An 18,257-nucleotide genomic window follows, 5' to 3' on the forward strand; every position below is an offset into this window, starting at 1 on the left:
GCTGCTCAGGACACCTCAGAGTAATACCACATCATATTGCTCCTGGCTGTAAAGACCCTCAACCTGGAAGCGGATGGACTTGCAGATGAAAGTTTCCAGATCAGCCACATTGTCTGATTCTTCATCAAGCAGCCGGTCCACAACACTCTGGGAAGCCATCACCAGGTAGCTTTCGGCGTCGTAGACCCGGTTGACCCGGAGTATCTCCCGGAAGATCTCGTAGCAAACGGTTTCGCTGGTTTTGAGAAAACCCCGGCCATCGCAGATGGGGCATGGTTCACAGAGAATCTGCCCGAGACTTTCGGTGGTGCGTTTGCGGGTCATTTCCACCAGGCCCAGCTCTGAGACGCCGGTGATGCGGGTCTTGGCATGATCCCGCTCAAGCATCTTTTCCAGCATACGGTGCACCTGGCGCTGATGCTCCGGATCTTCCATGTCGATGAAATCGATGATGATAATGCCGCCCAGGTTGCGTAAACGGAGCTGACGGCTGATGGCCCGGGCGGCCTCAAGGTTGGTCTTGAAAATGGTTTCTTCCAGATTGCGATGACCCACGAACGCCCCGGTATTGATATCAATCGTGGTCATGGCCTCGGTCTGGTCGATGATCACATAACCACCGGACTTTAGCTGCACCTTGCGGCTGAGGGCTTTCTGGATCTCATCCTCGACACTGTAGAGGTCAAACAGGGGGCGTTCGCCAGGATAATACTCCACCTTGTCGGAAAATTCGGTGACAAACTCTCTGACAAACTCCATAACGCGCTGATAGCTTTCCCGGGAATCGATCCGGACTTTCTCTGTCTGGGGCCGGATCAGGTCCCGGATGGTCCGGATAAAAAGGGGCAGATCCTCGTATACCACCGACGGTACCGGCGCTTTGGCAATACGCTCATGGATGGACTGGTTAAGGCGATGAAGATAGATCATGTCAGCCGCCAGATCTTCAGCAGAGGCCGCCTCCGCTGCCGTGCGGATGATATAGCCGCACCGGCTGTCATCCAGGCCTGCCGCCACCTCCTCCAGAATGCCTTTCAGGCGCGCCCGCTCGGCTTCGTCTTCGATGCGCTGCGAAATTCCGACATGGGGCACCTCCGGCATGAAAACCAGATAGCGCGAGGGAATGGATAACTGGGTTGTAAGTCTAGCCCCCTTGGTGCCGATAGGATCCTTCGTCACCTGGACCACGAGGGACTGGCCCTCCCGCAGCAGAGTGCGTATATCCGGCACTGTTTTGGGGGCCTCCGGGCCGCCGTCATCAGAGACACTGCCATTTACCACGTCGGATGCATGGATGAATGCAGCGCGCTCCAGGCCGATATCAACGAATGCTGCCTCCATGCCCGGCAGCACCCGCACGACCTTGCCCTTGTAGATGTTGCCAACAATGCCCTTGCGGCTGGTTCGCTCGATATAGGCTTCCTGGAGCATGCCGTTTTCGACCAGCGCCACCCGGGTCTCAACCGGCGTCACGTTGATCAGGATCTCCTCACTCATGGTGTTCTTCCTCCGGCTGATTCCAGTACTTCCAGACCGGCTGGCCTGCATCGGCGAGCAGCCCCGCCGTTTCTTCAAGTGGCAGACCGACGACGGCGCTGTAGCTCCCCCAGAGGCGATCCACGAAGACTCCCCCTTTGCCCTGGATGCCGTAGGCACCGGCTTTGTCCATGGGCTCTCCAGTGCGGCAGTAGGCACGGATCTCTTCCTCCGCCAGACTGCGAAAGCGAACCTCCGTCGTCACGAGGCGGGCATGGCAGCCATGGGGCCCAGCCAGCGCAACCGCAGTCATGACCCGGTGACAGCGCCCTGAAAGCCCGCTCAGCATGAGTCCGGCCTGCTCCTCATTGGCTGGCTTTCCGAGAATGGTGTCGCCCTGTACCACGGACGTGTCGGAACCAATCACAAGGCTGTCCGGGGTGGCTGCCAGCGCCAGACCGGCTGCCGCCTTCTCGCGGGCCAGACGCTCAACATAGTGGGCGGCCGACTCCCCCGGGCCCGGCGTTTCGTCAATATTCACCGGGCACACCGAAAACCGGAGACCAAGCTGGTTCAGCAGCTCCGCCCTTCGGGGAGAAGCGGAGGCGAGAATAATGGGTCGCAAACGAATTTCCCTATCCCAGTTTTCGGTTCAGATTGTCGAGCAGCACACAGACGAATGGCCAGATGACGGCACTGGTCAGCGCTGGCCAGAGATAGCCGAAGCCGGCGTTGTCGGCCCCCAGCAGTTGCTTGATGAAATGCACCAGCATCTGGTTGATGCCGAGCAGAAGAAATACCATCAGACACTGCTGCGGCAGAGGAAACATTCGCAGTCGCTGATGTATGGTAAGCACCAGAAAGGCCACCAGGCCCATGGCCATGGCATTCACGCCCAGCGGAGTTGCTTCAAGCACATCCAGTAGAAGGCCAAGGCTCCAGGCAAGCAGAATACCGAATTGCGCCGGGGCACGGAAAGTCCAGTAGAAAACCATCAGCCCCAGCCATTCCGGCCGGAATTCGAGCCAGGCCAGCGGGAACAGGGAAATACTCAGCACCAGAGCGAAGATAATGCTCAGGCCAAAAACCGGATAACTGATTACCGAAAGCATCAGCGCTGCTCCCCGTTTTCCAGAGCACTCTTTTCCGGCGCCCTCTCAGCTTCGTCCGATTCATCCTCGGGCTGGAAAACCACCAGTACCATCTGACTGCGGTTAAGCTGCGCAAGGGGCCGGGCCTCGATGGTCATGAATGGCTCCCCTGGCTCCTTGTCAATGGACACAACTTCGGCGACCGGATAGCCCCGGGGAAACCGCCCACCCAGCCCTGAACTGATCAACACATCGCCTTCACGGATATCCGCCGTATCTGGCACATGGACGAGCTCCAGGCGATTGACCTTGCCGTTGCCAAGGAGCACCGCCCGCAGGCCGTTGCGGTTTACCTCAACCGGCACTGCGTGGCTGCTGTCTGAAATCAGTAACACCCGGGAAGTGAAGCTGCTGGTCTGGCGAACCTGTCCCATAAGGCCATCAGCATCAAGGATCGCCTGCCCCACCGAGAGGCCGTTGCGACTACCCTTGTTGATAATGACTTCGTGGGAGAAAGGATCCGGTGATACTCCGACCACCTCGGCCAGAATTACCCGGTCATCCAGGGCAGCTGCAGCATTGAGGCGACGCCTCAGCTCATTGTTTTCCTGGGCAAGGGCCGCATATTTGAGGGCGCGCCGCTCAAGTATGAGCAATCTGGCTTCCAGAGTCGCATTGACCTCAAGCAGATCATCCCGGGACATGAAAAGGCTGCCCATCCAGTCGGTAAACTGCCCGGGCGCATTGCCCATCCATACTACAGGCGCAACCGCTGTGCCGAGCGCACTCCGCACGGAATCGAGTTTCCCGAAACGGGCGTCCAGTATGATCAGTGTTGTCGAGAGGACAATAACCAGGACGAGGCGAAAAGCCGGAATAGGCCCCTGAACGAAGATGGTTTTAATAGGCGCCCTCCCCCCCAAAACACAAACCGCCGCAGGGTCTGACCCGATGCGGCGGCGTGATCTGGCTCAGGATCGGGCGGGCAGGTGCTGCCACCACGCTCAACCCTCCTGGGAGAACATACCAATGCCACCACGGTCGATGACTTCAAGTGCCTTGCCACCACCCCGCGCGACGCAGGTAAGCGGATCTTCAGCAATGACCACCGGCAGGCCGGTTTCCTCACTGATCAGTTTATCCAGACCCCGCAGAAGGGCGCCCCCTCCGGTGAGCACAATGCCGCGCTCGGCAATATCAGAGGCCAGCTCCGGAGGCGACTGCTCAAGAGCGCTTTTGACGGTCTGCACGATCTGGGCAAGGGATTCCTGGAGGGCATCGAGGATTTCCTCGCTGTTCAGGGTAAACGCCCGGGGAACGCCCTCGGCAAGATTGCGGCCCCGAACGTCAATCTCGCGGATCTCAACCCCTTCGTAGGCACAGCCGATTTCGTGCTTGATGCGCTCTGCGGTGGAATCCCCAATCAGGCTGCCGTAGTTGCGACGCACATAGGTGACTATCGCTTCGTCAAACTTGTCGCCACCCACCCGGACAGATTCGGCATAGACAATCCCGTTGAGGGAGATAATGGCAATTTCCGTGGTGCCGCCGCCAATATCGACGATCATTGAACCACTGGCCTCCTCCACCGGAAGGCCTGCACCAATAGCCGCAGCCATGGGCTCCTCAATCAGGAAGACCTCCCGCGCGCCGGCGCCGAGAGCGGACTCGCGAATGGCTTTTTTCTCGACCTGGGTCGACTTGCTTGGAACGCAGACCAGTACCCTGGGGCTCGGTGTAATAAAGCTGTTTTCGTGCACCTTGTGAATGAAGTGCTGCAGCATTTTCTCTGTTACAACGAAATCGGCAATGACGCCGTCTTTCAGGGGACGGATAGCAGTGATGTTCCCGGGCGTACGACCCAGCATCCGCTTGGCCTCGCCTCCCACAGCTGCCACCGTTTTCTGGGAATTGGTGGACCGAATCGCCACTACAGAGGGTTCATTGAGAACAATGCCCCGGCCCCGCACATAGATGAGCGTGTTTGCCGTACCCAGATCGATGGATAGATCGCTGGAAAAAAGACCTCGGATTCGCTTGAACATTCGTGTTTTTTCAACCTGAGAAAAGCAGTCGCGGAAGTGTTGCGGCAACTTTAGCAGTGAGCACCCCGCCAGGCAAGGCGAGATCAGGCCATGGACTCTTTGCTCTCAGGCAATTGCACCTCCCGAAGCGCATCAAATCTGTTACAATTCCGCATCATTTTGTCGCGGCAGGCTCAGTCTCGCCGGTTGGCGACTATCCGCCGGTTACAAAGCCGGTTACGGTTATTTTCAATTATCCAGGAGGCAATGAGTGGCAATCTCCCGCAATGACATCGAAAAAGTCGCCCTGCTGGCAAGAATCCGCGTTGATGAAGAGCAGATGGTTGCGCTGGAGAAAGACCTCGGCAACATACTGGATCTGGTTGATCAGCTCCAGGCCGCCGACACCAGCCACACCGAACCCATGGCTCACCCGCTGGATGCCGTGCAGCGCCTGCGGCCGGACGTGATCACCGAGGCCAGTCAGCGGGACGCATTCCAGGCTATCGCGCCGGCAACCGAGGATGGACTCTACCTCGTGCCCAGGGTCATTGAATAAAGCCATAGAATGAGCGATAGCGAATTTTTGAGCACTCAGGAACTGTTCCAGGAAGCCCCTCATGCATGACAAAACCGTAGCCGAGCTCTCCCGCGATCTTGCCAGGGGCAAGGTCTCCAGTGTTGAGCTGACGCAGCATTTTCTCGACCGCATTCAGGAGCAGGACGGTCGTCTGAAGACATTTATTACCGTCAGTGCCGAGCAGGCCATGGCGGACGCCCGCGAAGCAGACAAACGCCGCAAAGCCGGCAATGCTACCCCCTGGACCGGTATCCCTTTCGCCCACAAGGACATTTTCTGTACCGAAGGCGTGCGCACCACCTGCGGCTCCAAAATGCTGGAAAACTTCGTGCCTCCCTACAACGCCACGGTGACCCAGCACTTCCGTGATGCTGGCGCGGTCTGTGTTGGCAAAACCAACATGGATGAGTTCGCCATGGGCTCTTCCACTGAGTCCAGCTATTTTGGCGCCACTACCAATCCCTGGGGGAGCAACCGGGTGCCGGGGGGGTCCTCCGGCGGCTCAGCTGCGGCCGTGGCTGCCCAGTTGGTGCCCGCCGCCACCGCTACCGACACCGGAGGCTCGATACGTCAGCCTGCGGCAATGTGTGGCGTCACCGGTCTCAAGCCCACCTATGGCCGGGTGTCCCGATACGGCATGATCGCCTTTGCCTCAAGTCTGGATCAGGGCGGCACCCTGGCCCGCTCGGCGGAAGATAACGCCATGATGCTCAATGTGATGGCCGGCTTCGACCCAAAGGACTCAACGTCTGTGGATCGTGAAGTGCCCGATTACACGGCAACGCTGAAAGAACCCCTCAAAGGTTTGAGCATCGGCCTGCCCCGGGAGTATTTCACGGACCAGCTGAGCCCGGCGATGGGCAAGGTCATCAGGGAAGCCATCCGGGAGTACGAGGCACTGGGGGCAACGGTGAAGGACATTTCCCTCCCTCACGCCAACCTGGCTATTGCCGCCTATTACGTCATTGCGCCAGCCGAGGCTTCTGCAAACCTGGCCCGGTTTGACGGAGTTCGCTATGGCTACCGCTGCCAGGACCCAAAAGATCTTCTTGACCTGTATACCCGTACCCGGGCCGAGGGCTTTGGCAGCGAGGTCAAACGACGGATCATGGTTGGCACCTATGCACTCTCCGCCGGCTATTACGATGCCTACTACCTCAAGGCCCAGAAGGTACGTCGTCTGATCCAGCAGGACTTCATCGAGGCATTCAAAGAAGTGGACGTGATCATGAGCCCGACGACGCCCTCCCCGGCCTTCGTCCAGGGTGAAAAAACCAGCGACCCGGTCACCATGTACCTGGAAGACATCTTCACCATTTCCACCAATCTTGCCGGCCTGCCTGCGATGTCCCTGCCTGCCGGCCTGGTCAATGGCCTTCCGGTGGGATTGCAGATCATTGGCAATTATTTTTCCGAGGCAAGGCTGCTGAATGCAGCCCACCAGTTCCAGCAGGCCACTCACTGGCACCGGCTGACCCCCGGGCACTGAGACCTTTCGCAACAGATTTTCAGGACGCCGCCGGGAACCGGCGCGCTCCAGGAGGACGGACACCATGCAATGGGAAACTGTGATCGGGCTGGAAATTCATGCGCAGCTCGCCACCCAGACCAAGATTTTCTCCGGCACCAGCACCGCCTATGGCGCCGAGCCCAACACCCAGGCCAGCGCGGTGGACCTGGCCATGCCCGGTACGCTACCGGTGGCCAATGAGCAGGCCTTTCGGTACGCAGTGATGTTTGGTCTTGCAGTTAACGCCGAAATCGCACGGCGTTCGGTTTTTGAGCGCAAGAACTACTTCTACCCGGACCTCCCCAAGGGCTATCAGACTACCCAGCTGGAGCAGCCCATTGTTGGCCCGGGGTATGTGGACATTGACCTGGAGGACGGCTCCCAGAAACGCGTCCGGATTCACCATGCCCACCTTGAAGAAGATGCCGGCAAGTCCCTCCACGAGGACTACCATGGCATGACAGGAATTGACCTCAACCGGGCCGGTACACCACTGATCGAAATCGTGACTGAACCGGACATTCGAAGCTCGGAGGAAGCCGTCGCTTTTGCCCGCAAGCTGCATGGCATTGTCACCTCCCTTGGCATCTGCGACGGCGACATGTCCCAGGGCTCACTGCGTTTTGACGTCAACGTGTCGGTTCGTCCCCGGGGGCAGGAGGAGCTCGGCACACGGACAGAGACCAAAAACCTGAATTCCTTTCGCTTCATGGAGCAGGCGATTCACCAGGAAGTTGAAAGACAGATCGATATCCTGATGGACGGCGGCAGAATCGTGCAGGAAACCCGTCTGTATAATGGGGATACCAACGTGTCCCGGTCGATGCGGACCAAGGAAGAAGCCAACGATTACCGCTATTTCCCCTGCCCTGACCTGCTGCCTGTGGTCATCGATGACGATTTCATCGAGGAAGCCCGCCGCAACCTGCCGGAGCTTCCGGATGCCCGCAAAGCGAGATTCCAGTCAGAGTATGGCCTTACCAGCTATGACGCCGGACAGCTGGCTAGCGGCTCGCAGCTGGCATGGCTGTTTGAGGAAACCGTCCGTCACGGCAAGGATGCGAAGCTGGCCGCCAACTGGATTCTCGGTGAGCTGACCGCCCGGCTGAACGCTGAAGGCCGAAACATCACGGACTGCCCTGTCTCGGGGGCCCAGCTTGGCGCTCTGATTCAGCGCATAAGTGACGGTACTGTCTCTTCCACCGGTGCCAAGAAGGTGTTTGAGAGCCTGTGGGTTGGTGAGAGCAATGATGTGGATGAACTGATCGAGGCGAAGGGTCTGAAGCAGGTTTCCGACACCGCGGCCCTGGAGCAGATCGTTGATGAGGTTCTGTCCGGCATGGATGATCAGATCGCCCAGTATCAGGAAGCTGACGAGAAGAAGCGCAAAAAGCTGATGGGTGGTTTCATGGGGCCGCTGATGAAGGCCTCCAAAGGACAGGGCAACCCCAGGCTGTTCACCGAGATACTGAAGAAAAAGCTGGGAGAGTGACTTTCTGTTTTTGTGCTTAGCCGGGTGTGGGAGTTCGGAGTTAACGCCAGAGCGGGGCCGGTTTTCCAGAACACGCCCGCAAGTACGTCCATGTAGGGCTCGGGCGCGGCCGTCCATGGCCGCTCACGGTTCTGGAAAACCGGCCCCGCTCTGGCTTCCTCAGCCTTCCGATACCTCGACCAGAGAACCCCAAAGGTCATGCTCATCAGCGTGCTCAACCACAACGCTGACGATCTGACCGGGGACCAGCCCCGTTTCGTCATTCAGGTAAACCATGCCGTCAATCTCCGGCGCATCCGCCTTTGAGCGGCCAATGGCACCCTCCTCATCAACCTCGTCAATCAGCACTTCAATGGTCCGGCCAATCTTCGCCTGCAGCCTGGCGGCGCTGATTTCAGCCTGCTTTGCCATGAACCGCTCAAGTCTTTCTTCCTTTACCTCCTCCGGCACGGCGCCTTCAATCGCATTGGCCTTCGCACCTTCCACCGGGCTGTACTTGAACGCGCCAACCCGATCCAGCTGGGCCTCGTCCAGCCAGTCAAGCAAATACTGGAAGTCCTCTTCCGTTTCCCCGGGGAAACCCACAATGAATGTCGAACGGATGGTCAGGTCTGGACAGATCTCGCGCCAGGTGCGGATGCGCTCCAGAGTCTTGCTGTCGTGGGCAGGGCGCTTCATTGCCTTGAGTATTTTCGGGCTTGCGTGCTGGAAAGGGATATCCAGGTAAGGAAGGATCTTTCCCTCTGCCATGAGGGGGATGACGTCATCTACATGGGGATAGGGATAAACGTAGTGCAGCCGGACCCAGACACCCAGGGAACCCAGCGCCTCACACAGAGCCAGCATGCGAGTCTTGACCGGACGACCATCCCAGAAGCCGGTGCGGTACTTTACGTCCACGCCATAAGCACTGGTGTCCTGGGAGATGACCAGCAGCTCTTTTACGCCAGCATTGACCAGACGTTGCGCTTCATCCAGCACATCTCCTACCGGCCGGCTGACCAGATCCCCCCGCATGGAGGGAATGATGCAGAAGGTGCAGCGGTGGTTGCAGCCCTCCGAAATCTTGAGGTAGGCATAATGCCGCGGGGTCAGCTTGATACCCTGGGGCGGAACCAGATCCAGAAAGGGGTCGTGATTCTTTTTCGGCGGTGAATGCTGATGCACCGCACCGACCACTTCCTCGTAGGCATGGGGGCCGGAAACAGCCAGCACGCCAGGATGGGTCTCGCGAATGCGGTCCGCTTCCACGCCCATGCAGCCGGTGACAATCACCCGGCCGTTTTCATTCAGCGCCTCGCCAATGGCGTCCAGGGACTCCTGTTTGGCTGCGTCTATAAAACCACAGGTGTTCACCACGACCACGTCAGCATCGGTGTAGGTAGGGACTACCTCATAGCCATCAAGGCGAAGCTGGGTCAGGATCCGTTCGGAATCGACCAGGGCCTTTGGGCAGCCCAGGCTGATCATCCCTACACGGCCGGTTTTGGCATCAACACTGCTATTTCCGGCAAGCTGCGATTTACTCTCTGTACTATTCATAAGCCCCAGATGACACTGTAAATTAAGGCGCGCAGTCTATCACAACCGACCAGAATTTGAGCAGGTATTAACCCGCGCCCCGTGGCTCAGCTGAAGATTGCCGGTCCTATCCCGGGGAGAGATTTGATACACCTCACACATCCATCTGGACAGGCTACAGGTTTTCTTGCTGTTCATTTAACAAACAGCTAAGCTTTCAGTCAGTTAGCGGCCAGCTGTAAAATCAGCTACAGAGCTGACTCAGCGTCATCAGAAGAACTCCGGGTCATTGCACCCAGCACTGTTTTCGGGAAAGCCTAAGTCATCGCCACGAACATACCGGCACAGACGGGCGGCCCGGCAGGACTTACCGGCCATGAAAGAAACAACAAAAAACGATCCCTTTGGACCACAGCGGGTTGCCATGAAACCAGTGTCCCCGAAACCGAACCTGAGAAAGCAGCAACGTGTCGGCGCGTCAGTGGAAGTCACTGCACGTCCTGCGAGCGGCGGCGAAGTGAGATGCACGTGCACCGATATCTCCCGGGCGGGCATGACAGTCAGCTGCGACCTGGCGACTGCGAACAGTCTGATACCGGATCTTAAATCACCAGCGCCCGGTGAATGGCTCAAAGTCGCCCTGGGCTTTTCCCTGCAGGTTGTTGCGGCCCAGAGCGTCAAGGTGTCCGGTGAGGGATTGATCGTGCATGTGCGACGCATATCCCGCGACACATTCCAGATTGGCATCCGCTTCAATGAGTTCGAAGGCAATGGCCACGACTATGTAAGCCAGTTTGTGAGTCGCCAGCTTTCCCGGAGCGGCTGAGCCCGGCTTCAGGCATATTGTTATAGCATCAAACTCTAGCTGCTTTTCTTCTTATGCCCTCTGTCTCTCTGGTATAGTGCTTTCCCTATAATGTCCTGACAGGGGGCGTGCGCGGCCAACCTGTTCCTGACGAAAAGATCACGCGCCATTGGCAAGCGGTAACAGGATAAGATGACTACCTATAACCTGACGCACCTCAAGCAGCTGGAAGCTGAAAGCATCCATATCATCCGGGAAGTGGCGGCGGAGTTTGACAACCCTGTCATGCTCTACTCCATCGGCAAGGATTCCTCGGTGATGCTTCACCTCGCACGGAAGGCCTTCTATCCTGGCAAGCTCCCTTTTCCCCTGCTCCACGTGGATACCACCTGGAAATTCCAGGAAATGATCAAATTCCGCGCAGAGCAGGCAAAAAAGTTTGACCTGGACCTGCTGGTTCACATCAACCAGGAAGGCGTTGATCAGGGCGTGGGGCCGTTTACCCATGGCAGTGCCAAGCACACTGACATCATGAAGACCCAGTCACTGAAACAGGCTCTGAACAAGTACAGGTTCGATGCTGCCTTCGGTGGCGCCCGGCGTGACGAAGAAAAATCCCGCGCCAAGGAACGGGTTTATTCGTTCCGGGACGAATACCACCGGTGGGACCCCAAGAACCAGCGCCCCGAGCTCTGGAACACCTACAACGGCAAGATCAACAAGGGCGAAAGCATTCGGGTATTCCCCCTGTCCAACTGGACCGAGCTGGATATCTGGCAGTACATCTACCTGGAAAACATCGAGATAGTACCGCTGTACTACGCCGCCAAACGTCCGGTGGTGGAGCGGGACGGCTCCCTGATCATGGTGGATGATGAGCGCATGCCGCTGAAAGAAGGCGAAAAGCCGATGATGAAGTCAGTCCGCTTCCGGACTCTTGGCTGCTATCCGCTGACCGGAGCCATTGAATCCGAGGCTGACACCCTGCCCGATATCATCCAGGAAATGCTGCTCGCCAAAAGCTCCGAGCGCCAGGGCCGGGTCATCGACCATGACTCCGCAGGCTCCATGGAACAGAAAAAACGCGAAGGGTACTTCTGATTTGAACCTGGGGTCAGAAGAAAACTTCTTCTGACCCCAATTTTAGCCTAAGGGTTTCAAGCATGTCTCACCAGTCAGACCTGATCGCCGAAGATATCGGTGCTTATCTCAAACAGCACGAAGACAAGGAACTGCTGCGTCTGTTGACCTGCGGCAGCGTGGATGATGGCAAGAGCACCCTGATCGGGCGCCTGCTCCATGACACCAAGATGATCTACGAAGATCACATGGCCAGCCTGAAAACCGACAGCGCCAAGGTGGGCACCACCGGTGAGAAGCTGGATCTCGCCCTGCTGGTGGACGGCCTGCAGGCGGAGCGGGAACAGGGCATCACCATCGATGTGGCCTATCGCTATTTCTCCACCGAAAAGCGCAAGTTCATTATTGCCGATACCCCGGGCCATGAGCAGTACACCCGCAACATGGCCACCGGCGCTTCCACCGCCCAGCTGGCCATCATGATGATTGATGCCCGCCATGGCGTGCTGACCCAGACCCGCAGGCATTCGTTCATCGCCTCCCTGCTGGGCATCCGCCACATAGTGGTTGCCATCAACAAGATGGATCTGGTGGATTTCAGCGAACGACGCTTCGAGGAGATCAAGCAGGACTACCTGGCCTTTGCGGACAGGCTCGGCCTTCGGGACGTGCGCTTCGTGCCCATTTCCGCCCTGGAAGGCGACAATGTGGTGAACCGCAGCGAGAACATGCCCTGGTTTACCGGACAGCCAATGATGGAAATCATGGAAACCGTCGAAGTCTCCCGGGACAAGAATCTCGAGCACTTCCGTTTTCCCGTGCAGTACGTGAACCGGCCCAACCTGAACTTCCGTGGCTTCTGCGGCACCATTGCCTCAGGTGTGGTCCATCCCGGCGACAGGGTCATGGCTCTGCCTTCAAGGCGCACCACGACGGTCAAGGAGATTGTGACCTTCGACGGCAAGCTGGACGAAGCCTATATCGATCAGGCCGTCACACTCACACTCAACGACGAGATCGACATCAGCCGTGGTGACATGCTGGTCCGGCCGGAAGATGAACCTCTGGTGAGTAACCGGTTTAATGCAAACATCGTGTGGATGACGGATCAGCCCCTGGAAACTGGCCGTCTGTACGACATCAAGCTGGGCCCGACCTTCACTTCGGGCTCGGTGCGGCGTGTGCTGCATCGCACCGACGTCAACACACTGGAACAGCAGAGCGATGTTCCTGCGCTGCAGCTTAACGAGATCGGACTCTGTGAGCTGACTCTCAGTCAGCCCCTGGCTTTCGACCCCTACCAGCGCAACCGTGCGACCGGTGGTTTCATCGTCATCGACCGGCTCACCAACGTAACGGTTGGCGCGGGCATGATCAGCGGCCTGGCGGACAGCGGTACAGCCAACATAGAGCCGGTTTCCAGCGAGGAGCGCGCCCGCCGGCTGGCCCAGCAGCCAATGATCATTGGCTGCACCGGCCAGCAGGCCAGCGAGCTGGCCGTAGCCATTGAGCGCTCCCTGTTCGACCTCGGCAAGACCTCGGTTGTTCTGGATGAGCACAATGCCGGCACGGCGGATGACCGCCGCCGCACAGCTCAGCTGTTGATGGCCAATGGCCTGATTGCCATCGCCGTCAACATCGGCTCGGATGTGGCAACCGCTACGGCGGACGCGGATGAAAATGCCATCAAGGTAGCGCACGACCTCGTGCAAACCCTGTCCCGGGAAAAGCGTCTCTGATCCATGGCCATTAAAAACCTGAGGACACTGTTTGCCAGTCAGTTACAGCCCGGTCAGCCAGCCAGGTCAAAGGCCGGTGAAGCTCTGAAAGAACCGGGTGGGGATTACGAGGCGCTGCACAAACAGATGAAGCGCCTGTTCAACAGCAAGCCAGGCAAAAAATACGGGCGCTTTTCCGAAGACACGGGAGAAAGCCCTTTCAGTGCCTGGCTCACGGACTACCTGGAAGAAAAGCAGCCCTTTAGCTCCCTGACAGATCGGCTGTTCGGACAATGGCAGGACCTGCTGGACCGCAGCCAGGAAGAGTATCAGGGCCACCTGATGCTTGTTCACGAGGCGTTGGCGGACAGTGACGTCATCTACCTGCTGATTCTCGAAAGCGACAGCGCCCTTCGCTTCGATGCCAGCCAGGCCCTTGATGCCACGGAGGTCCTCAGTCTTTCACGCCTGAATCTGGCACTGCGGGTGGAACTGGATGACTGGCGGGGCGACGCCCCGGCGGAAAACTACCTGACCCTCGTCCACGCCCGTGGCACCGGAGAAATCGGTGAGCTGTTCATCAAGCTGGCCGGCTTTACCAATCAGGTGGACGTGGAAAAGGAAACCCTCACCTTCCTGGATGCCGTGGAGGCTTTCGCCCGGGAATCCGAGGCACCTGAAGACGCGGGCAAGGTCCGTCACAGGGCCTATGAGTTCTGCAAGGAACAGCATGCCCTCGGCGAGCCGGTCGCGGTGGAGGCCCTCTCCGGCTACCTCGACGAAGACCGCCCCGAGCGCTTCAAGCAGTTCGCGGCCCAATCCCGTGACCTGCCAGAAGATACCGTGCTGCACCCGGATCATCGCAAGGTGAAAAAGCTGGTACGCATTGCCGGCTCCGGTGGCGGCATGAGCGTGTCTTTCTCCTCCGACCTGGTCAACCAGGCGATCTACTACGATCGTGACAAGGATGCCCTTACCATCACCCGCCTGCCCAAGGCCCTGCGGGAGCAGCTGCAGCGGTATCTTGAGGTCAGGGAGGATTAGTTAGCCACGGAAGGACACGGAAGGACACGGACGACACGGACAAAGACAAAGAAGAAGGGGTCAGATCAAGCTTGATCTGACCCCGCCCCATCCAGGCTACTCTCTACTGCCAAACTTCGGCTTACCTATCCTAGCCAACAGAAGCGCGATAGTAATAACCAGCATTATCAGAAAGGTGTATTGCCCAAAAACCTGAAAGACCCCCCATGCCAACGCTGCGAGCACTACACAAGCGAGCAGAAACAGTAAGTTTTTTAGCATCATGCGTACTCGAAAGTTGAGGGGGAATTTTTGGCCCGAATCCCGAAGCTGCTTCTAAAACCATGACCTTATGCTTCCGCCCGCGGGCGTAAAAACCTCATTGCTGGCTTTGGTCCTCAGCATGGAACTTCAGTGCAGAGTGGGCAGCATCGATAAATAGCAGAAAAATCAGGAACAAAGAGAAAACTGACGAGGGCCCAATGGACAGATTTAAAAGCTCGTTCAGCACGAGAAGGCTGGCCGTTGTAAACAGACATGCTCCCACAGCGGCATCGGCTATTTGACGGCTACGCCTGACTCGCCCGTTGCTGACGGCAAGTCGCCGGCAATGCCAAAGGACCCCAAGAAGGAGAGCGATTGATGCGAGCGCGATCAGCATTTGTAGCTACTCTCCCTCCCCCAGGACAATTGCCAACATCTCATCACAGAATTCCCCCGTGAACCGGCTTTTTCGGAAAGAACTCCATGTCGTGTCGGATGAGAGCGTAAAAGAGAAGTCGTTCAGCAAGACAAAATCATGAGCACGGAGAGCCTCCTTTGCGCCCCAGCCCCCTCCCTGAATCAACCGCTCGGCGCGAATGCTGCCATTTTGGTAGCGGTTTGCACGGTCTACATCTTCAAATTCCTCTTCAAAGACCACCGCACATAAGCTGAGGTTAAGTGAACTCCGCGTGTAGCCTACCAGTGTGGAATCCAGGCCTGCGCTCTGCCCGCTGGCCCCGCTGACTGCTGCGGAAAAAGCGAGGAGCATGCTGAAAACCGCCGGGGAACAAATCCTGCCCGGGGAACCATTCAAGCCAGGATAAATCATTTTGCAGCCTTCCGGACACACTGAAAACTGGTTAAAACCGAAAGAAACAGAAACAGGAAAAAAGCGACACCAAAGAGATGCAAATTGAGGGTTCCGCCACTACCCCTAAGGAGAAACGTCAACGCCAAAGCAAACAGTACAGCAACCAGGACCATAGACGTACCAAACCAGGTCTTTGCTCTATTGATCAATCCAGGTTGTAACAAAAGGCGTCGCAGCAGAGTCATGAAGACAAACCATGCCGCGATGCCGGTCCCAACGCCGAGAAGTAACATTAGAGGTCGCTGTACGCCAGAAGGCCTCGAGCCGACAGCTCTCTCCGTGCCTTGTCAGAGCTATTTTTTGACATAACGTTGAGCCCTGCAATGACAATTGCAATGGGAATCGCGGCGTATCCAGCTAGCGCAACGCTTCTCGTACTAACGCCCAGACGTCGGGCTACGGCCTCGACCAATCCGCTTCCGGCCAGCGCCCTCACCCGGTCACTGGCAGCTGCTCGTGCCCCTTTTGTAGCAACCTCATAAGCTGCCGATGCAACACCTGCCGCCGTCAAGCCACCAACTATGCCTTCCGGACTGGAGGGAAGGATGTGTCCTGTTACTCCGGCTACCGTTTTATTGAAGTCAAAGAAGTCTCGTAGCTCCTCATCATTCAGCGACCACATAAACCAATAGGGCTGAACCCGCTGCATCACAACGAGTTCACGTAGTTTTGATTGTAACTTGCTCGGTGGAACCTGTTGATTTATGCGACGGTTAACGTCGATATGCTCTCTTTGATCCAGGTGGCGATGAACGGCCACTCCACACAGAAGGCTCCCGTAAAACTCAAGATCTGTATTCATCTGACGCTTGTGTTCGGCACTAAGACCCATAAGGTCGGCGAGCGCCAAAACAGGGGTGGCTTTAAAATCACTGGTGACGTAACGACTGGTTGCAGTATTCGCTGCCATGCGCTTATTCCTTGCGTAGTTTTTTAAATTCCCTTTAAAACTCAGTTCTCTGAACCGTGTCTCCCGGCGAAACCGGAAGAAATCACTGTCGGTAACAGGAAGATTGACGCCCGAACAACTTGAGAACATCCGGTGTCTACTGGGGCGATTCCATCCCGCCGCTGAATCTAGCAAAGCCCATGTTTTCGAACAAGTCACCTTAAACCAGTTTGAGTACCAGCCAGCTCATTCATCGACAGACACGCGTCGGTTTCAGTCCATTTACCCCGGACCTCTGGTTGCGGATTGAACAGCGAGTTACAATGGCCGATTAATTCCCCGGCGGATTAGCCATCGCATTTGCGCGCACCGCCGTTTTCCCGGTGGGCGCGCACCAGTTTACGTTGAGACCCATGACCAAAAAGCTTTACATCAAAACCCATGGCTGCCAGATGAACGAGTATGACTCCTCGCGCATGGCGGATCTTCTGCAGGTAGGTGAGGCGGTCGAGATGACCGATTCGGAGCAGGATGCGGACATCCTGTTGCTGAACACCTGCTCTATCCGGGAAAAAGCGCAGGAAAAGGTGTTCCACCAGCTGGGTCGCTGGAAGGGCTACAAGGCCAGCAAGCCGGATCTCATCATTGGAGTGGGGGGCTGCGTAGCCAGTCAGGAGGGGCAGGCGATCATTGACCGGGCACCCTACGTAGACATGGTCTTCGGGCCCCAGACCCTGCACCGCCTTCCGGAGATGATCACCGAGGTCCGTGCCAAGGGCGGCGTTGGCGTGGTGGACGTGAGCTTTCCGGAAATCGAGAAATTCGACAACCTGCCCTCCCCTGGCGCCGATGGCCCTTCGGCCTTTGTTTCGATCATGGAGGGCTGCAGCAAGTACTGCACTTTCTGTGTTGTGCCCTACACCCGGGGCGAAGAAGTCAGTCGCCCCCTTGATGACGTGCTTGCCGAAGTCGCCCACCTGGCGGGTCAGGACGTCCGTGAGGTAAATCTGCTGGGGCAGAACGTGAACGCCTATCAGGGCGAGACCCATGATGGCGACACGGTGGATCTTGCGGAGCTGATCACACTGATTGCAACAATCGACGGCATTGACCGCATCCGTTACACCACCTCTCACCCGGTTGAATTCACGGATGCCCTGATTGACGTATATGCCCAGGTACCGGAACTGGTGAGCCACCTGCATCTGCCGGTCCAGAGCGGCTCGGACCGGATCCTGGCGGCCATGAAACGTGGCCATACGGCGCTGGAATACAAATCCAAACTGCGCCGGTTACGCAAAATCCGGCCGGATATGAGCTTTTCTTCCGACTTCATCATCGGTTTTCCCGGGGAGACGGAGAAGGATTTTGAGGACACGATGAAGCTGATCAACGACATTGGCTTTGATGTGTCTTTCAGCTTTGTCTACAGCGCCCGCCCGGGCACACCGGCCGCTGATCTGCCAGATGAGACGCCGATGGAGTTAAAGAAGCAGCGGTTAAGCATCCTCCAGCAGCGTATCAATCAGTTTGCACACGACATCTCCCGCAAGATGGTGGGTTCTACCCAGCGGATTCTGGTGACGGGACTGTCCAAAAAGGATCCCGGTGAGTTTGCGGGGCGGACAGAGAACAACCGTATTGTGAACTTCCGGCATGACAACCCCGGGGTGATTGGGCATTTTATCGATGTCGAGATCAGGGAAGCATTGCCGAACTCCCTGCGTGGGGCGCCGGTCAGTTCGGAGTTGTTTTAGAACCGTTGGCCGGGCATTTCGGCTGGGAGCAGGGCGAGCGAAATTCGGCCGGGATCTACTTGTTTTCTTCATGGAGGACCAGCACATTAATTTATCAGGCTGAGGGCTGGGAAGCTTTCCAAAAACGTGGAGCGCCAGGGATGGCGCGACCGAGCC

At 57.5% G+C, this 18,257-nt stretch carries 16 protein-coding genes; 8 read left to right on the forward strand and 8 right to left on the reverse strand.

Translation table 11 applies throughout. The annotated features are described in order from the left end of the window. Positions 1 to 15: 15 nt before the first annotated feature. The 5 genes from rng to LG327_RS17375 all read right to left on the reverse strand — a co-directional run bounded on the left by rng (position 16) and on the right by LG327_RS17375 (position 4,612). On the reverse strand, positions 16 to 1,497 hold the full coding sequence (gene rng, locus LG327_RS17355) for a ribonuclease G (protein ID WP_404363844.1): 1,482 nt from the start codon (positions 1,495 to 1,497) through the stop codon (positions 16 to 18). Beyond that, positions 1,490 to 2,101 (reverse strand): Maf family protein, encoded by a 612-nt coding sequence (locus LG327_RS17360; protein WP_404363846.1) that lies wholly within the window; start codon positions 2,099 to 2,101, stop codon positions 1,490 to 1,492. The genes rng and LG327_RS17360 overlap by 8 nt, the downstream gene beginning before the upstream one ends. A 10-nt stretch (positions 2,102 to 2,111) precedes the next feature. Further along, the gene (mreD, locus tag LG327_RS17365) at positions 2,112 to 2,588 is read right to left on the reverse strand and encodes a rod shape-determining protein MreD (RefSeq protein WP_404363848.1); all 477 of its coding nucleotides are present in this window, start codon (positions 2,586 to 2,588) and stop codon (positions 2,112 to 2,114) included. Continuing rightward, positions 2,588 to 3,400, reverse strand: coding sequence for a rod shape-determining protein MreC (gene mreC / locus LG327_RS17370; protein ID WP_404369526.1), 813 nt, complete (start codon positions 3,398 to 3,400; stop codon positions 2,588 to 2,590). Before mreC ends, mreD begins: the two co-directional genes overlap by 1 nt. A gap of 171 nt (positions 3,401 to 3,571) precedes the next feature. Beyond that, positions 3,572 to 4,612, reverse strand: coding sequence for a rod shape-determining protein (locus LG327_RS17375; RefSeq protein ID WP_404363850.1), 1,041 nt, complete (start codon positions 4,610 to 4,612; stop codon positions 3,572 to 3,574). Positions 4,613 to 4,862: 250 nt separating this feature from the next. Between LG327_RS17375 and gatC the strand changes: the two genes are divergently transcribed. The 3 genes from gatC (at position 4,863) to gatB (ending at position 8,173) form a co-directional block, all read left to right on the forward strand. Further along, on the forward strand, positions 4,863 to 5,150 hold the full coding sequence (gene gatC, locus LG327_RS17380; protein ID WP_404363851.1) for an Asp-tRNA(Asn)/Glu-tRNA(Gln) amidotransferase subunit GatC: 288 nt from the start codon (positions 4,863 to 4,865) through the stop codon (positions 5,148 to 5,150). Positions 5,151 to 5,211: 61 nt separating this feature from the next. Continuing rightward, on the forward strand, positions 5,212 to 6,660 hold the full coding sequence (gene gatA / locus LG327_RS17385; RefSeq protein ID WP_404363853.1) for an Asp-tRNA(Asn)/Glu-tRNA(Gln) amidotransferase subunit GatA: 1,449 nt from the start codon (positions 5,212 to 5,214) through the stop codon (positions 6,658 to 6,660). Between the two features lie 64 nt (positions 6,661 to 6,724). Beyond that, the gene (gene gatB, locus LG327_RS17390; RefSeq protein ID WP_404363855.1) at positions 6,725 to 8,173 is read left to right on the forward strand and encodes an Asp-tRNA(Asn)/Glu-tRNA(Gln) amidotransferase subunit GatB; all 1,449 of its coding nucleotides are present in this window, start codon (positions 6,725 to 6,727) and stop codon (positions 8,171 to 8,173) included. Between the two features lie 159 nt (positions 8,174 to 8,332). Here gatB and rimO read toward each other — a convergent pair whose 3' ends face one another. Beyond that, positions 8,333 to 9,643 (reverse strand): 30S ribosomal protein S12 methylthiotransferase RimO, encoded by a 1,311-nt coding sequence (gene rimO, locus LG327_RS17395; protein ID WP_404369529.1) that lies wholly within the window; start codon positions 9,641 to 9,643, stop codon positions 8,333 to 8,335. A gap of 427 nt (positions 9,644 to 10,070) precedes the next feature. On the opposite strand from rimO, the gene LG327_RS17400 reads away from it, so the two are divergent. The 4 genes from LG327_RS17400 to LG327_RS17415 all read left to right on the forward strand — a co-directional run bounded on the left by LG327_RS17400 (position 10,071) and on the right by LG327_RS17415 (position 14,341). After that, on the forward strand, positions 10,071 to 10,520 hold the full coding sequence (locus tag LG327_RS17400) for a PilZ domain-containing protein (RefSeq protein ID WP_404363857.1): 450 nt from the start codon (positions 10,071 to 10,073) through the stop codon (positions 10,518 to 10,520). A 171-nt stretch (positions 10,521 to 10,691) separates the two neighbouring features. After that, complete coding sequence (gene cysD / locus LG327_RS17405) at positions 10,692 to 11,600, forward strand: sulfate adenylyltransferase subunit CysD (RefSeq protein ID WP_404363859.1); 909 nt, start codon at positions 10,692 to 10,694, stop codon at positions 11,598 to 11,600. 62 nt (positions 11,601 to 11,662) lie between these two features. Next, positions 11,663 to 13,318 (forward strand): sulfate adenylyltransferase subunit CysN, encoded by a 1,656-nt coding sequence (cysN, locus tag LG327_RS17410; RefSeq protein ID WP_404363861.1) that lies wholly within the window; start codon positions 11,663 to 11,665, stop codon positions 13,316 to 13,318. 3 nt (positions 13,319 to 13,321) lie between these two features. Further along, entirely contained in the window at positions 13,322 to 14,341 is a 1,020-nt protein-coding gene (locus LG327_RS17415; RefSeq protein WP_404363863.1) for a nucleoid-associated protein, read from the forward strand. A gap of 646 nt (positions 14,342 to 14,987) precedes the next feature. On the opposite strand, the gene LG327_RS17420 is transcribed toward LG327_RS17415, so the two are convergent. Both LG327_RS17420 and LG327_RS17425 read right to left on the reverse strand, forming a co-directional pair. Further along, a complete protein-coding gene (locus LG327_RS17420) occupies positions 14,988 to 15,353 on the reverse strand; it encodes a hypothetical protein (RefSeq protein WP_404363865.1) in 366 nt (121 codons plus the stop codon). 334 nt (positions 15,354 to 15,687) lie between these two features. After that, positions 15,688 to 16,365 carry a hypothetical protein gene (locus tag LG327_RS17425; protein WP_404363869.1) on the reverse strand — a complete coding sequence of 226 codons (678 nt, stop codon included), beginning with the start codon at positions 16,363 to 16,365 and terminating at the stop codon, positions 15,688 to 15,690. Between the two features lie 392 nt (positions 16,366 to 16,757). On the opposite strand from LG327_RS17425, the gene miaB reads away from it, so the two are divergent. Continuing rightward, positions 16,758 to 18,101, forward strand: coding sequence for a tRNA (N6-isopentenyl adenosine(37)-C2)-methylthiotransferase MiaB (miaB, locus tag LG327_RS17430; protein ID WP_404363870.1), 1,344 nt, complete (start codon positions 16,758 to 16,760; stop codon positions 18,099 to 18,101). The last annotated feature ends 156 nt before the right edge of the window (positions 18,102 to 18,257 follow it).

This window comes from Marinobacter sp., assembly GCF_044799475.1.
In the GTDB taxonomy this organism is placed as follows: Bacteria; Pseudomonadota; Gammaproteobacteria; order Pseudomonadales; family Oleiphilaceae; genus Marinobacter.

Bases quoted from the DNA above. Each gene is read 5' to 3' on its own strand.
- LG327_RS17400 (WP_404363857.1), top strand. From the start codon at position 10,071: ATGAAAGAAACAACAAAAAACGATCCCTTTGGACCACAGCGGGTTGCC.
- LG327_RS17420 (WP_404363865.1), bottom strand. From the start codon at position 15,353: ATGCTCCTCGCTTTTTCCGCAGCAGTCAGCGGGGCCAGCGGGCAGAGC.
- LG327_RS17375 (WP_404363850.1), bottom strand. From the start codon at position 4,612: ATGTTCAAGCGAATCCGAGGTCTTTTTTCCAGCGATCTATCCATCGAT.
- gatB (WP_404363855.1), top strand. From the start codon at position 6,725: ATGCAATGGGAAACTGTGATCGGGCTGGAAATTCATGCGCAGCTCGCC.
- cysD (WP_404363859.1), top strand. From the start codon at position 10,692: ATGACTACCTATAACCTGACGCACCTCAAGCAGCTGGAAGCTGAAAGC.
- gatA (WP_404363853.1), top strand. From the start codon at position 5,212: ATGCATGACAAAACCGTAGCCGAGCTCTCCCGCGATCTTGCCAGGGGC.
- LG327_RS17415 (WP_404363863.1), top strand. From the start codon at position 13,322: ATGGCCATTAAAAACCTGAGGACACTGTTTGCCAGTCAGTTACAGCCC.
- miaB (WP_404363870.1), top strand. From the start codon at position 16,758: ATGACCAAAAAGCTTTACATCAAAACCCATGGCTGCCAGATGAACGAG.
- rimO (WP_404369529.1), bottom strand. From the start codon at position 9,643: ATGATCAGCCTGGGCTGCCCAAAGGCCCTGGTCGATTCCGAACGGATC.
- cysN (WP_404363861.1), top strand. From the start codon at position 11,663: ATGTCTCACCAGTCAGACCTGATCGCCGAAGATATCGGTGCTTATCTC.
- rng (WP_404363844.1), bottom strand. From the start codon at position 1,497: ATGAGTGAGGAGATCCTGATCAACGTGACGCCGGTTGAGACCCGGGTG.
- LG327_RS17425 (WP_404363869.1), bottom strand. From the start codon at position 16,365: ATGGCAGCGAATACTGCAACCAGTCGTTACGTCACCAGTGATTTTAAA.
- mreD (WP_404363848.1), bottom strand. From the start codon at position 2,588: ATGCTTTCGGTAATCAGTTATCCGGTTTTTGGCCTGAGCATTATCTTC.